General features: G+C 67.8%; 9 protein-coding genes. 7 read left to right on the top strand and 2 right to left on the bottom strand.

All coding sequences use genetic code 11. The features are described 5' to 3' along the window. The first annotated feature begins 3 nt into the window (after positions 1-3). From QZ951_RS02105 to QZ951_RS02075, 7 genes are all read left to right on the top strand, one after another. Positions 4-792 (top strand): enoyl-CoA hydratase/isomerase family protein, encoded by a 789-nt coding sequence (locus QZ951_RS02105; protein WP_292998046.1) that lies wholly within the window; start codon positions 4-6, stop codon positions 790-792. Between the two features lie 71 nt (positions 793-863). Continuing rightward, positions 864-2432, top strand: a complete 1569-nt coding sequence (locus tag QZ951_RS02100) for a long-chain-fatty-acid--CoA ligase (protein WP_292998044.1) — start codon at positions 864-866, stop codon at positions 2430-2432. Positions 2433-2571: 139 nt separating this feature from the next. Then, positions 2572-6024 (top strand): methylmalonyl-CoA mutase family protein, encoded by a 3453-nt coding sequence (locus QZ951_RS02095; RefSeq protein ID WP_292998042.1) that lies wholly within the window; start codon positions 2572-2574, stop codon positions 6022-6024. 47 nt (positions 6025-6071) lie between these two features. Beyond that, entirely contained in the window at positions 6072-6431 is a 360-nt protein-coding gene (locus QZ951_RS02090; protein ID WP_292998040.1) for a hypothetical protein, read from the top strand. A 433-nt stretch (positions 6432-6864) separates the two neighbouring features. Beyond that, entirely contained in the window at positions 6865-7848 is a 984-nt protein-coding gene (locus QZ951_RS02085) for an ABC transporter ATP-binding protein (protein WP_292998038.1), read from the top strand. Continuing rightward, positions 7841-10756 carry a Gldg family protein gene (locus QZ951_RS02080; RefSeq protein WP_292998036.1) on the top strand — a complete coding sequence of 972 codons (2916 nt, stop codon included), beginning with the start codon at positions 7841-7843 and terminating at the stop codon, positions 10754-10756. The genes QZ951_RS02085 and QZ951_RS02080 overlap by 8 nt, the downstream gene beginning before the upstream one ends. 3 nt (positions 10757-10759) lie before the next feature. Continuing rightward, on the top strand, positions 10760-11857 hold the full coding sequence (locus QZ951_RS02075) for a DUF4340 domain-containing protein (RefSeq protein ID WP_292998034.1): 1098 nt from the start codon (positions 10760-10762) through the stop codon (positions 11855-11857). A gap of 99 nt (positions 11858-11956) precedes the next feature. Here QZ951_RS02075 and QZ951_RS02070 read toward each other — a convergent pair whose 3' ends face one another. After that, positions 11957-13699, bottom strand: a complete 1743-nt coding sequence (locus tag QZ951_RS02070) for a hypothetical protein (RefSeq protein WP_292998032.1) — start codon at positions 13697-13699, stop codon at positions 11957-11959. Next, positions 13696-15537: a hypothetical protein gene (locus QZ951_RS02065; protein WP_292998030.1), complete on the bottom strand. Its 1842-nt coding sequence runs from the start codon at positions 15535-15537 to the stop codon at positions 13696-13698. Before QZ951_RS02065 ends, QZ951_RS02070 begins: the two co-directional genes overlap by 4 nt. Positions 15538-15673 lie beyond the last annotated feature (136 nt).

The raw sequence follows: 15673 nt of genomic DNA, 5'->3' as shown, positions 1-15673 counted from the left end.
GCTGTGAGCTACGACACCATTGACCTCACGGTCGAGAACGGGCTGGCGCGACTGGTGCTGAACCAGCCGGAGGCGGGCAACCCGTTCAACGCGCGGTTCTGCGAAGAGTTCGGACAGGTCGGCAACGCGCTCGGCGCGCGCAGCGACATCCGCGCGATCCTGCTGACGGCGCGCGGCAAGTTCTTCAGCGTTGGCGGCGACATCCGCATGTTCGCGTCGTCGCTCGACACCTTGCCGAGCGACATCCTGCTGTGGACGCAGGGGCTGCACATGGGCATGGCGCGACTGAAGCGGCTGGACGCGCCGCTGGTCGCGGCTGTCCATGGCATCTGCATGGGCGGCGGCGTGGCGATGGTCGCCGGCTGCGACGTGGTCTATGCCGGCCGCAGCGCCCGCTTCGGCGCGGCTTATCCGCAGATCGGCTATTCCTGCGATGCCGGTGCCTCGTTCGGACTGGCATCGCGGATGAGCATCGCCCGCGCGCGGCGCTTCCTGCTGTTCAACGAGATGTTGAGCAGCGAACAGGCCGGCGAATGCGGGCTGGCCGATTTCGTGGTCGACGACGCGGCATTGACCGAAACCGCGGAAAAGGCCGCGCTGCAACTGGCCGCCGGTCCGACGCGCGCGTTCGGCGCTATCCGCCGGCTGATCGACAAGTCCCTGCGCCAGCCGCTGGAAGCGCAGCTCGAGGACGAGGCGCAACTGTTGTCCGCGTGCGCTGCCAGCGCCGACGCCCGCGAAGGCATCACGGCGTTTGTCGAGAAGCGCGCACCCAAGTTCGTCGGTCGCTGATCGGCACGCCATCGGCACCGGTTTCGCACGACTTCCGGATACACGATTGTTCATGACGAGGGCACACCGGCATGTGGCTTTACGCTGACATCAAGACGCTGGGCGACATTCCCCGCCTGTATGCGAAGACACAGCCGACGAAAACGGCGCTGGTCGACGGCACCGGCAGCCTGAGCTTCGCCGCGCTCGACGCGCGCTCGAACCGCGTGGCGCACCTGATCGCGCGGCTCGGCATTGCGCCGCGCTCGAACATCGGCTTCCTCGGCAAGAACTCGTCGCTGTACTTCCAGCTCCTGTTCGGCATCAACAAGGCCGGCAGCACGATGACGCCGCTGAACTGGCGACTGGCCGCGCCCGAACTGTCGTCGGTGATCGCGGATGCCCAGTCACCGCTGATCTTCGTCGATCGCGAATTCGCGGCCACTGCCCGCGCCGTGCAGGCGAGCTGTCCGCAGGCGTTCGGCATCGTCGAGATCGATCCGACCGGAGAATCGGGTCTGGCCGGCGAGTTCGAGGTCGCCCTCGCGGCCGTCGCCGACAGCGATCCGGCAATCGCGGTGGACCCGGCGCAGACGGCGCTGCTGATCTACACCTCCGGGACCACCGGCAAGCCCAAGGGTGTGCAGCTGTCGCATGGCGGCTTCCATCACATGCGCCTGTGCGAACACCTCGAACCGGCGCTGCAGTGGCAGCCGGACGACGTGATGATGATGGTGATGCCGAACTTCCATCTGGTCGGCTCCGGCCTCAGCATCCAGAGCCTGTACAACGGCTCGACCCTGTCGATCCTGCCGGCGCTCGATCCCGGTCAGCTGCTGAAGCTGATCGCGCGCGACCGTCCGAGCATCGTCGCGCTGGTGCCGACGGCGATCCAGATGCTGCTCGACCATCCGGATGCCAAGACCACCGATTTCTCAAGCCTGCGTCTGGTGATGTATGCCGGCTCGCCGATCAGTTCGCGACTGCTGCAGCGGGCGCTGGTCGAAATGAAGTGCCACTTCATGCAGTTCTACGGGGCGACCGAAAGCTCCGGCGCGATCACGCTGCTGCGGCCCGAGCAGCACGTGCTGGAGGACGAGGCCAAGCTCAAGGCCTGCGGCACGCCGCTGCCGCTGATCGACGTGAAGCTGATGGACCCGAACGGCCATGAAGTGCCGGATGGCGCAGTCGGCGAACTGTGGGTGCGCAGCCCGAGCCTGTTCACCGGCTACTGGAACCAGCCGGATGCGACGGCCACCGTGCTGATCAACGGCTGGTATCGAACCGGCGATGCCGGGCGGCGCGATGCCGATGGTCTGCTGTACCTCGTTGACCGGGTCAAGGACATGATCGTCACCGGCGGCGAGAACGTGTATTCCGCCGAAGTCGAACAGGTGCTGGCCAAGCATCCGGCCGTGCGCATGTGCGCCGTCATCGGCCTACCGGACGAGAAGTGGGGTGAACGCGTGGTGGCGCTGGTGCTGCCGACCGATGCCGCGCCGCCGACCGGCGACGAGATCATCAGCCACTGCCGCCAGCACATCGCCGGCTACAAGGTGCCGAAGGAAGTGCGCTTCGTCGACGCGTTCCCGATGACGGCGACCGGCAAGGTCCTGAAGCGCGTCGTCCGCGACGAACTGGCGGCCGCCGCGCGCGCCTGAGCGCCGCGGCCGGCGAGATCGGCCGATTTCCTGCCGGTAATTTCAAGTACCGGTAATGTTGTAGGGCTGCGCTCCGCGCGGCTGCCGTTCGAGCGCCTGCGGGCGCGTCAATTTCTCAAGATCACCGAAGACCGTTGCCATGCCTGATGATGCCCCGACGATCCTGACCCAGGACTCCGCCACGTCCCAGACCACCAGCCCGCTGCGCTTCGTCACGGCCGCCAGCCTGTTCGATGGCCATGATGCGGCGATCAACGTGATGCGTCGCCTGATCCAGTCGCAGGGCGCGGAAGTCGTGCATCTGGGTCACAACCGCTCGGTCGAGGACGTGGTGCGGGCGGCGTTGCAGGAAGACGCCGACGGCATCGCGCTGTCCAGCTACCAGGGCGGCCACAACGAATTCTTCAAGTACATGGTCGACATGCTCGCCGAGCGGGGCGCCAGCCACATCCGCGTGTTCGGCGGCGGTGGCGGCACGATCACGCCGGAAGAGATCGCCGCACTGCACGCGCAGGGGGTTGAGCGGATCTACCACCCGAACGACGGCAGCAAGCTGGGCCTGGTCGGCATGATCGAGGACCTGATCAAGCGCGCCGAGACGCACCGCAAGGGCAGCACCAAGCCGGGTCCGGCGTCGATTGACGACGAGATCAGCGTCGGCCGCTGGCTGTCGGCGCTGGAAGACGACCTGTTCGACGACGCCGAGCTGGCGAAGCTGCGCGCCGAGTGGAAAGTGGCCGGCGCCAAGACCCCGGTCATCGGTTTTACCGGCACCGGCGGTGCCGGCAAGTCGTCGGCCGTGGACGAACTGCTGCTGCGCTTCCTGCAGGCCTTCCCGACGATGCGGATCGCCGTGCTCGCCGTCGATCCGACCCGCCGCCGTTCCGGTGGCGCGCTGCTCGGCGACCGCATCCGCATGAATTCATTGCGGAATCCGCGCGCCTTCATGCGCTCGATGGCGACGCGCCGTCAGCATGCCTCTACCAACACCGTGCTCAAGGACTGCATCGCCTTCCTCAAGAGCCTGACCTACGACCTGGTCATCGTCGAAACCGCCGGCATCGGCCAGAGCGACTCGGAAATCGTCGATCTCGTCGACTTCCCGATCTACGTGATGACCAGCGACTACGGCGCGGCCAGCCAGCTCGAGAAGATCGACATGATCGATTACGCCGAGCTGGTGGTGCTGAACAAGTTCGACCGCCGCGGCGCCGAAGACGCGCTGCGTGATGTCCGCAAGCAGTGGAAGCGCAACCGCGTGCGCTTCGATCTCAAGGACGAAGACGTCCCGGTCTACCCGACGATCGCCAGCCAGTTCAACGATCCGGGCGTCACCTGGATGTTCACCAACCTGTGCCGCCTGCTGCGCGACAAGCTTGGCCTGCCGGCGGACAAATGGACCCCGGCGCTCGACACCACGGTGAAGGAACCGCGCGCCACGGTGCTGATCCCGGGCAACCGCACCCGCTACCTCGCCGAAATCGCCGAGAACGGCCGCGGCATCAATCGCGACGTCGAGCAGCAGCACGACATCGCCGACCGCGCCCAGTCGCTGTGGGACGCGCTGAAGGAACTCGACGATCCGAAGCTGCCGAAGCCGCTCGACGTCTATGCCGGTGAAGACCTGACGGCCGGCGGCGACAAGAGCCTGCTGATCCTGCGCAGCCGCTACAACGAAGCGATCAAGGGGCTCAAGTCCGAATCGATCGCCCTGCTGCGCGAATGGCCGGAACGCCTGAAGGGCGTCACCGATCCGCAGTATGTCTATCACGTGCGTGGCAAGCCGGTGTCGGGCGAGAACTACACCGAGTCCCTGAGCCACTCGAAGATCCCGAAGGTCGCTGCGCCGAAGTTCGAAGGCTGGGGCGAGCTGCTGCGCTTCCTGCTCAAGGAAAACCTGCCCGGCGGCTATCCGTACACGGCCGGTCTGTATCCGTATCGCCGCGTCGGCGAAGACCCGATCCGCATGTTCGCCGGCGAAGGCACGCCGGAGCGCACCAACCGGCGCTTCCATTACCTGAGCCAGCCGGGCATGCCGACGCGTCTGTCGACGGCGTTCGACTCGGTCACGCTGTACGGCGAAGACCCGGAAACCCGCCCGGACATCTACGGCAAGATCGGCAACTCCGGCGTCAACATCGCCACCTTGGACGACATGAAGAAGCTCTACTCGGGCTTCGACCTGTGTCTGCCGTCCACCAGTGTGTCGATGACTATCAACGGCCCGGCGCCGATGATCCTCGCGATGTTCATGAACTGCGCGATCGACCAGCAGGTCGAGAAATACCTGAAGGCCGAGCCGGCGCGTTGGGCGGAAGCCGAGCAGAAGATCGCCGAGCTGTTCAAGGGCAAGACCCGCCCGGTCTATTCCGGCGAGCTGCCGTCGAACAACAACGGTCTGGGTTTGGCGCTGCTCGGCGTCACCGGCGACCAGCTGGTCGATGCCGAGACCTACGACAAGATCAAGCGCGAGACGATGGCCATCGTCCGCGGCACCGTGCAGGCCGACATCCTCAAGGAAGATCAGGCGCAGAACACCTGCATCTTCTCGACCGAATTCGCGCTGCGCATGATGGGCGACATCCAGCAGTCGTTCGTCGAGCGCGGCGTGCGCAACTTCTACTCGGTGTCGATCTCCGGTTACCACATCGCCGAAGCTGGCGCGAACCCGATCAGCCAGTTGGCATTCACGCTGGCCAACGGCTTCACCTTCGTCGAGTACTACCTCGCCAGAGGCATGAAGATCGACGACTTCGCGCCGAACCTGTCGTTCTTCTTCTCGAACGGCATGGACCCGGAATACTCGGTGATCGGCCGCGTCGCCCGCCGCATCTGGGCGCGGGCGATGAAGCAGCGGTATCAGGCCAACGAACGCAGCCAGATGCTGAAGTACCACATCCAGACGTCGGGTCGTTCGCTGCACGCGCAGGAAATCCAGTTCAACGACATCCGCACGACCCTGCAGGCGCTGTACGCGCTGTTCGACAACTGCAACAGCCTGCACACCAACGCCTACGACGAAGCGATCACCACGCCGACCGAGGAATCGGTGCGGCGAGCCGTGGCGATCCAGCTGATCATCAACCGCGAACTGGGCCTGAACTACTGCGAGAACCCGTGGCAGGGCAGCTTCATCATCGACCAGCTGACCGATCTGGTCGAAGACGCGGTGTACAAGGAATTCGAGTCGATCTCCGAGCGCGGCGGCGTGCTGGGTGCGATGGACACCATGTACCAGCGCGGCAAGATTCAGGAAGAGTCGCTGTACTACGAGCACAAGAAGTACGACGGCAGCCTGCCGCTGATCGGCGTCAACACCTTCCTGCCGAAGGACCACGGCGGCGAGATCGCGACCACGATCGAACTGATCCGCTCCACCGAGGACGAGAAGGCGCAGCAGATCGAGAACGTCGCGTCGTTCCGGAAGCTGCGCAACACGCTCGCGGCCGACAGCCTGAAGAACCTGCAGCAGACGGCGCGAGACCGCCGCAACATCTTCGAGTCGCTGCTCGAAGCGGTGAAGTACAACTCGCTCGGCCAGATCAGCCACGCGCTGTACGACGTCGGCGGCGAATACCGACGGAACATGTAGCCGGCACGCGCGGTCCTTTGGTCGGGACCGCGCAACCGGAGACACGCATGACCGCCCGAACGACCGCCATCCGATCCATCGCTCTGCTCGCGCTTGCTGCCGGGCTTGCGGCCTGCGGCTCGATCCGGCCGCAGGTCGAAGCAACCGTAGTGACCGCCGTTCCGAAGGACGTCAAGCGCTGCACCGCGCTGGGTGCGGTCATGACCCACAGCACCGAGACGACGCGAACCACCGGCCTGAACCAGTTGCGCGAGCAGGCGGTGCAGCAGGGCGGCAACACGGTGCTGGTCAGTTCGTACGCGCAATCGACGACCGGTCGCGCGTTCGCCTGCGATCCGCCGCTGTCGCCGGACGGTCGATCGGCAACGGCTGGCGCAGTGCCGGCCGCGGCACCGGCCGCGCCCTGATCGGCGAGCGCCGGCGCCGCACGCGGGCTGCCGGCTGATCCGGACCAGCCACCCCGACCGTCGCGGCAGTGTCGTGGCTGCGGGAACTCTGCCGCCGGCGCTGCGGTCTTCAGCCGCCGACGCTTGAAAATCGCACCCGTCATCCGCACATGCCGGCAGAACGGGCTGGCGAGCGCCGGCACCGTTGCCGAAACCGACCTTCGAGTAGCGCCCGAGGTGTTCCCGAGATGTCGCGAAGAACTGATCCGTCCTCGCCCCGATTTGTCCCCGTGATCCTGAGCCGGCCACCGCCGCGCTGATCGTCGCTGCCCGGTTGCTTCGCCCGGGATCCCCGCCAGCTCCCTGATTTTTCTGCGATTCCGCTGATCCAAGGCGATTCGCGGCGCGCTGGCGGCTGCCTCCCGGAAATCCTTCCTTGAGGACAATCCAGACCATGATTCAGGTAGAACACCTGACGCGGCGCTATGGCGCGTTCACCGCCGTCGACGACGTCAGTTTCAGCATCGGACGCGGCGAGGTCGTGGGCCTGCTCGGCCACAACGGCGCCGGCAAGACCACGATCATGAAAATGATCACCGGCTATCTCGAAGCCACGGCCGGCAGCATCCGGATCGACGACCTCGTGGTCGGCCGCGATACCCGCGCGATCCAGGCCCGCATTGGCTATCTGCCGGAAAACTGCCCGGTGTGGCCGGAAATGACGGTCATCGACTATCTCGACTATCAGGCCGCGCTGCATGGCGTGGCCGATGCCCAGCGGCCGCGCGCGGTCGCGGAGGCCATTCGTCGCACGCAGCTCGGCGAGAAGGCGACGGCATCGATCCAGACGCTGTCGCGCGGCTATCGCCAGCGCGTCGGCGTGGCGCAGGCGCTGCTGCACGCGCCGGACATCATCATCCTCGACGAGCCGACCAACGGCCTCGATCCGACCCAGATCCGCCACATGCGCGAACTGATCCGGGAGCTGGCGACGACCGCGACCGTGATCGTCTCGACCCACATCCTGCAGGAGGTGCAGGCGGTCTGCGAACGCGTGCTGATCCTGCGGGCGGGCAAGCTCGTGGTCGATGCCCGGATCGACCAGCTCAGCCAGGGCAGCGGCCTGCGGATCGAGACCGAACGCGATCCGCGTCCGGCGCTGGCGGGCCTTGCGGCCGTGCGCAGCGTCGATGCCGAAGGAACGTCGGGCGCGCGGCAGCGCTATCGCATCGATGCCGATCCGGATCACGCGCCGGACGTGGCCGAGGCGCTGGCCCGCGCCGGCGTTCGCCTGCACCAGCTGACGCCGCTGCGGCGCGATCTGGAAACCGTGTTTGCCGAAGTCAACGCCAGCGGCGACGCCGGCCGGCTGAACCGCGCCGGACTCGCGGCGCAGGCGGCGGCGGCCGTCGATGTCGAGGAGGTGGCCCATGCGTGAGTCTGTCCCGGTCCCGGCGCTGATCGAAATCCGCCACATCGCCGCGAAGGAGTTTCGCGGCTTCTTCGCCACGCCGGCCGCCTATCTGTTCCTCGGCGCGTTCCTCGGCGTGACGCTGTTCGTGTTCTTCTGGGTGGAGTCGTTCTTCTCCCGCAACATCGCCGACCTGCGGCCGCTGTTCCAGTGGCTGCCGCTGCTGCTGATCTTCCTCGTCGCGGCGCTGACGATGCGCGCCTGGTCCGAAGAACGCCGCGCCGGCACGCTCGAAACGCTGCTGACCGCGCCGGTGCGGCCGCTGAGCCTGGTGCTCGGCAAGTTCGCCGCGGCACTCGGGCTGGTCGCCGTGGCACTGGCGCTGACCGCGCCGCTGCCGATCACCGTCGCGCTGCTCGGGCCGCTCGACTGGGGTCCGGTGGCCGGCGGCTATCTGGCCACTCTGTTCCTCGCCGCCGCCTATGTCGCGATCGGCCTGTTCACCAGCGGCCGGACTGACAACCCGATCGTCGCGCTGATTCTCACCACGGTGGTCTGCGGGCTGTTCTACCTGATCGGTGCGGACCTGCTGATCCAGCTGTTCGGGCATCAGGCCGGTGCCGTGCTGGCGCTGCTCGGTGCCGGCTCGCGCTTCGAGTCGATCACCCGCGGCGTCGTCGACCTGCGCGACCTGTACTACTACGCGTCGATCGTCGGCGTGTTCCTGACCTTGAACCTGTACGGTCTCGAGCGGCTGCGCCGCGCCGGCAATCCGGCCACGCAGGGCCATCGCACCGCCGCTGCGCTGGCGGCGCTGACCGTGGCCAATTTCGTTGCGGCGAACCTGTGGCTGGCGCCGGTGCCGGTGCTGCGCGCGGACCTCACGCAAGGCGGGCAGTACTCGCTGTCAGCGGCCACGCGCGAGCAGTTGACCGAACTGCGCGAGCCGCTGCTGATCCGCGGCTATTTCTCGTCGAAGACCCATCCGCTGCTGGCGCCGCTGGTGCCGAAGATCAAGGACCTGCTCGAGGAATACGCCGTGGCCGCGGGCGGCCGCGCGCGGATCGAGTTCGTCGACCCGACGCGCGATCGCGCCGCCGAAGCGGAAGCGGCCAGCCGCTACGACATTCGCCCGGTGCCGTTCCAGACCGCGACGCGCTACCAGTCGGCCGTGGTCAGCTCGTATTTCGATCTGGTGATCTCGTACGGCGATCAGTACGAGAAGCTCGGCTTCCGCGATCTGGTCGACGTCAAGGTGCGCGGCGAGCGCGATCTCGACGTGGCGCTGAAGAACCCCGAGTACGCGATCACCCGCAGCATCCGCAAGGTGCTGAACAGCTACCAGTCCGGCGGCAATCCGTTCGAGGCGCTCGCCAAGCCGGTCGCATTCGCCGGCTACGTGTCGGCGGATGATCGGCTGCCGGCGGACCTGAAGAAGCTGCGCGGCGACCTGCAGACGGTGCTCGATGAACTGAAGGCGCAGGCCGGCGACAAGCTCAGCATCCGGTTCGAGGATCCGGACGCCGACGGCGGCACCCTGGCCAAGCAGCTCGCGCAGCGCTACGGCTTCGGCCCGCAGATCGCGAGCCTGAATGATCCGAAGCCGTTCTGGTTCTACCTGCTGCTGCAGTCCGATGCCGACACGATCCAGATTCCGCTGCCGGACACGCTCGACAAGGACGCGCTGAAGCGCTCGATCACCGCCGCGCTGCAGCGCTTCACGCCGGGCTTCCTGCGCACGGTGGCCGTGGTCAAGCCATCGCCGGCGGCGCCGGCCAACCCGTACGCGCCGCGCAGCGCCGGGCCGCAGTACGCCCAGCTGGAAGCCGCACTGGGCCAGAACCTGAAGCTGCGCGATGCCGACCTGAAGGACGGCCGCGTGCCGGAAGACGCCGACCTGCTGCTGGTGCTGTCGCCGAAGGATCTCGACGATCGCCAGCGCTTCGCGATCGACCAGTTCCTGATGCGCGGCGGCAGCGTGGTGCTGGCAACGTCGCCGTTCGACATTCAGGTCGGCCAGACGCTGACCGCGAGCAAGCAGAGCTCCGGCCTGCAGGACTGGCTGGCGCACTACGGCGTCAGCATCGGCGAAACGATGGTGCTCGATGCGCAGAACGCGGCCTTGCCGGTGCCGGTGGAGCGCTCGATCGGCGGGCTGCCGGTGCGCGAGATCCGGATGCTGCCGTATCCGCACTTCCCGGATCTGCGCGGCGATGGCCTGAACGCCGGCCATCCGGTCACCGGCTCGCTCGGCCAGCTGACGGTCAACTGGGCGTCGCCGATCACGGTCGACCCGGCGAAGAACACGATGCGCAAGACCACCGAGCTGCTGCGCTCGTCCAGCGGCAGCTGGTCCAGCGACAGCCTCGACCTGATTCCGGACTATCGGCTCAATCCGGACAGCGGCTTCCCGGCCACCGGCGAGCGCAAGCCGCAGGTGCTGGCGGTGGCGCTGGAAGGGCGCTTCGACTCGTTCTACGCCGGCAAGCCGTCGCCGCTGGCCACATCGGCGCCACCGGCGGCCGTGCCGGCGCCGGGCAACGACGGCACGCCGCCGGCCTCGCGCAATACCGTCACCAGCGTCATCGAGCGCTCGCCGGATTCCGCGCGGCTGCTGGTGATCGCCAGCAGCAGCTTCGGCAGCGACGCGGCGATCGATTTCGAATCGCAGGGCCTCGGCACCGCCTACACCAAGCCGCTGGAGTTCCTGCAGAACGCGGTCGACTGGTCGCTGGAAGACCCGGCTCTGCTCAGCCTGCGGGGCCGCAGCCAGTTCGCGCGCACCCTGCTGCCGATGCCGGAAGCGCGGGCGCAGCTGTGGGAGTACGCCAACTACGGGCTGGCGGTGTTCGGGCTCGGGCTGGTCTGGCTGTGGCGGCGGCGTGTCGCGCAGCAGGATCAGCGCCGCTATCAGCGCATTCTTGCGGAGGTTTGAACGATGAAGATCACGACCAAGACCCTTGCCGGCGTGCTTGCGGCCCAGGTGCTGCTGGCCGTCGTGCTGAGCCGCACCGGCACCGATCTGGCACCGACCGCCAGCGATGCCCGGCTGCTGGCGCTGGACGCCGCGCAGATCGACCGGCTGACGATCGAAGGCCCGGACAACGCCAAGGTGGCGCTGACCCGGCGCAACGGCCAGTGGCTGCTGCCCGATGCCGGCGGCGACGTGCCGGCCGACACCGCGCGCATCGACGCGCTGCTGCAGCGCGCGGTGGCGCTGCGGCAGGGCCTGCCGGTGGCGACCAGCGACGGCGCGGCCGAGCGCTTCAAGGTGGCGGACGACCGCTTCGAGCGGCGCATCCGCTTCGCGCAGGGCGACAAGACGCTCGGCACGCTGCTGATCGGCACCTCGCAGGGCGCGCGCCAGACCCGCGCCCGCGTGGCCGGCGACAAGGCCGTGCGCGAGATCGATCTGGCCAGCTACGACCTGCCGACGAAGCCGGACGACTGGCTCGACAAGAAGCTGCTCGCCGTGCCGCAGGACCAGATCGCGGCGATTGAGCTCGATGGCCTGAAGCTGACGCGCAATGCCACCGCCGCCGTCACGCAGGCCGTGGCGGCGGCTGGCCAGCCCGGTGCGGCGTCGACGTCGCCGGCGGCACCGACGTGGAAGGTCGAATCGTCCGACGGCGGTCAGGTGCCGAATGCCGACGCCGTGTCGCGGCTGGTCAGCCAGTTGTCGAACCTGCAGATCGACAGCCTCGCCGGTCGCGAGGCCAGCCCCGGCTACGGGCTGGATATGCCGGCGCTGTCGGCCACGATCACCCGCACCGACGGCAGCACGGTGAGCCTGGCGATCGGCAAGCGCACCGTCGGTGACGGCTACGTGGTCAAGGGGTCGCAGCGGCCGGAGTACTTCCAACTGGCGCAGTGGAATGTCGAGCCGCTGCTGGCGGCGGCCAAGCGCGACACCCTGCTGGCGTCCGGTGCCTCGACTGCGTCGGGCACGTCCGGCGGCAGTGGCGAGGCGGCGACGGCGCCGGATCCGTCGAAGGTGCGCACCGTGCCGCTCGGCCGGAGCGGGGCGTCGAACTGAGTCGACGCTGACCCGCCAGCCGCCGGTCATCGGCGGCCACGGCGGAGAACTCGCGGGGCCCGGGTCGCCGATGGCGCGGCCCGGGCCCCGCGCGTCGTTTCAGGTCGGATCGACGATGCCGAGTGCCAGCATCCTGAGGCCGGTCAGGCTCGGAATGAAGAAGTAGTCGCCGCCACGAACCTCGACCAGTTGCGGAATCCGCGCCGCGATGAACGGCGGGCGGTCGCTGCCGGGATCGGCCGGTATCACGATCTTGGCGTCCGGCCCGTGGTTGCCGAGCAGCGGGCAGGTGTCGTTGCCGACATTGAAATCGAGCCCGTACTGCAGCCACTGCTGCTGAACGAACTCGAACTGCCGGAACAGGCTGGCGCAGATCGCCATGAAGATGATGCCGTGCTCGCCGGCATCGTCGCGCGTCGCGTTGTCGGGGCCGCCATACGGCAACCCGCGGCGCAGGATGCGGCGGCGATTGTTCAGCGCGGAGCCCATCCGATCGCGCGTGCCGAGCTTCGGATCCAGCGCATCGCGCGGATTGACCCGGCGCAGGTGCGCCGCGACCGGGCACTTGTGGCCGGCGAGGTCATCGGCGAACGTGAAATCGACGTACTGCCGACGGATCGCCGCCTTTTCCGCCGCGGCGGCACGATCGTCCGGATCGGCCTTGAGCCGTGCCTCGACCGCCGCTTCATGCTGGCGAAAGGCCTGATAAGCGTCCCAGGTCGGTGCGACGCTGAGCGGCACGCCGTCGTCCGGCCAGCGACCGGCGAGCTTCGCCATCAGCGTCTGGCGCGCGCGCGGCAGATCGGCATCCGGGTCCAGCCCGAGATGCCGGGCGAGGGCGCGAGCCGTGGTCTCGACCCAGCGATCGAACGCGCCAAGGTTCTCGTGCAGCTTGCGGTACGCCATGAACGTGCCGTTACGGGTGAACTCGAACGGATAGGTCTGGCCCGGAATCTCCTGCGCTTCGTCGACGTAGCCGAGCAGAAACTCGCCGGTGGCGAGCGGCGCCCAGGTCTGGTCCGGCTTCAGCTTGCCCTGACCGATCGCGCGCTCCGCGATCACGCCGGCCGGATACTGGCCGTGGAACACCGGATCGCCGAAGCCGTCGGCAAAGCCGAAATGCTCGCGCTTGCTGGGTCCGTTCGCGTCGCAGACCGCCGCGGCGTCCTGATACGGCAGCCGGTCTGGCCCATGACCCGGGACGATCTGCACGGCCCCGCCCGTGGCCTCGCAACGGCCGACGAGATCGGCATAGGCCGCTTCGAGGCTGGCGCGGGCTTCGGCCAGCAACGACGACAGGTTCGCGCGATCGGGCGCTAGCCGCTTCGGATCGAAACCGGCGTTCAGGCTCAGCAGCATGTGGACCTGCCCGGCGCTCGGTTCGCAGGTGCGCGTCGCGGCGTGGCGCCAGATCGCGTCCCAGTGCGGCGGCACCGCCGCCTGCTCCTCGCCCCGGTCGCGCTCCGGACGGTCGCCGAGGATGTGCGCGCGTGCGGCCATGCCGTCGATGAATTCCGCCGGCATCGCGCGCAGCGTCGTGGTCGGCAGGCCGAGCGCGTACAGCCCGCGGAAGGTGAACGCGAGGTTCCAGGCGACGGCGGGCCGCGGTTCCAGCACTTCATCGGGAAACGCGATCTTCGAGTCCCATGGCAAGGCCGACGTGATCTTCGGCAGCAGCAGCGTCAGGAACTTCCGCGCGCCTTCCTCTTTGTGCGGATCGACGCGCAGGAACACGTAGCGGGCGTATGGAAAGCCCTGCTTGCCATACGGCAGCAGCACGTTGCCCTGAATGTCGGCCAGATTCAGGCCGCGGCGCGGTGCCGTGAGATCGACGGAGCTCATGGCCGGTCTCCATCGACGCCGCGGCTTCGCATCACGCCGGGCGGCTGCGTCGGGGCATCGACGTTGTCCGGGGCATGCTCGGCGATGAAGCGCGCGAAGCCGGCATGCAGCGCGGCATCGTCGACGCCCTGATGGTCGATCACGAACGGCACCAGCTGCTGCTGCAGGTACAGCGCCTTCAGCACCGAGCGCAGATCGGAGTCCGGGGCGGTCGGGAACGGTTCGCGACCGGTGCGCACGATGCTGCGGCCCGCCAGCACCGCGAACAGCGCGACGGCCGCGGAGACGACGAGGGACGCCGGATCGCGGCCGGCCGCGATCACGGCAGCCAGGAGCGCACCGACGATCATGGCCGGCACGGCGGATCGAAGGCCGGACGGCTGCTGCTGCTTGCCCGCCCGTGCGCGATGGAACAGCCAGCCGGCGGCAGCGCCCATTGCATACGCCAGCGCGCCGGTGACGATCGAGGACGCGTGAACAAGCACCAGACTTGCCACCAGTGCCGCTGCCGCGATCAGCGCCGCCCGCTTGAGCAGGCCCGGAATGCGGTTCGGCAGTTCCGGCGCGTTCGCCCAGTAGTCGTTGAACGGCATCGTGGTCTCGACTTCGCAGGCCAGTGCGTAGTCGCAGAAGCTCTCGGCGTCGCGAATTCGCGTGTAGCCATAGCAGTTCTCGAGCACGGCACGCAGCTCCGGTTCCATCGTCCGCCACAGCTCGGTCAGATAGCCGCGCACCGTCGCCTCGCTGCCGTCGGCGGCATCGAAATCCGCGGCGAACAACAGGAACGGACAGCTCAGCCGATCCTGCGCCTGCGGCGTGACCAGCGAGGTCTGCTTGATCGCGCCGAGCACGGCGCCTTCGCCTTCACGGCCGTTGTACTGCACGTCGTTGATCACGACCAGACGTGCCAGATGCGTGCGGCGGTTGCGCGCAAACGGGCTGTTCAGGCCGATCGCGCGCGTCGCCTTCGACTGCAGGGCCGTCGGCAAGGTCGCGAGCACGTCGCGCAGGCGCTGCACGGCGGAACATTCGATGCCGTAGTGCTTCACCAGCGTCTGGTTCTGCACCGGGATCAGCAGGGTCAGGAAGTAGTGGCCGCCATCGAAGCTGGTGGTCTTCGCGGGCCGCGGCTTCGGTGCGGGTGCCGACGCCGGCGGCGGCAGCGCGTCGGGTGCGCGGCTCGCGCGCTCGCGGATCAGCGCTTCGACCGCCGCCTTGCGGTTCCAGTCCGCCTCGCGCGTGTCGTTGCTCGCCACCGGTGCATCGCCCGGCGTGCCGAGATCGTTCTGCAGCGCGGTGATGCTGCGCCGCCAGCTAGCCGCGAACGCCGCAGGCGACTGGCGGGCATGCAGCGCGGCCAGCCTGCGCAGTGCCGGCAGCACCCGCAGCGCGCTCTTGATGTCGCGCTGCGCCGATCCCGGTGTCGCGTTGTAGTAGTAGCTGGTGTCGAGCTGGTTGTGACGGATGTAGTCCTTGAACGGCGTGATCGGCACCGAGTGCGGATAGCCGGTGCTCGAATACCAGAACAGGTCGAGTCCATTCGGAATGCCATCGGAAAAGGCATCGATGTACTGGTCCCAGGTGCCGTTGAAGTTCGAGCAGAACAGCATGTAGTCGTTCCGCAGGTGGCGCTGGCTGCCTTGCCCGAGGTCCGGCCACTGATCGCGGCGGATCATCACCCAGCGCGCGAAGTGGATCAGCGACAGTCCCAGAAGTCCGGACAAGGTCTCCGGATTCAGACGGCCGAAGCGGAAGATCAGCGTATTGAGCGACGTTTTCCACGGCTTCATCGGGGTGATGACATTCATCCCGTAAGCCTTGCCGGCGACATTGGACATGCGCGCACTCCGAAGTCGGCTCGCCGTGCAGCGCAGGGACGGCGCGGCGAGCGGTAGCGTTTTCGACTGCGGTGAAAACGATAAATCCGGAATCAGGCGATCACCACGGGCCGGATGCCGCGCGCAACGGTCAACT

Source organism: Nevskia sp., from assembly GCF_021732705.1.
In the GTDB taxonomy this organism is placed as follows: Bacteria; Pseudomonadota; Gammaproteobacteria; order Nevskiales; family Nevskiaceae; genus Nevskia.
This window is presented reverse-complemented; position numbering and strand designations above follow the sequence as displayed.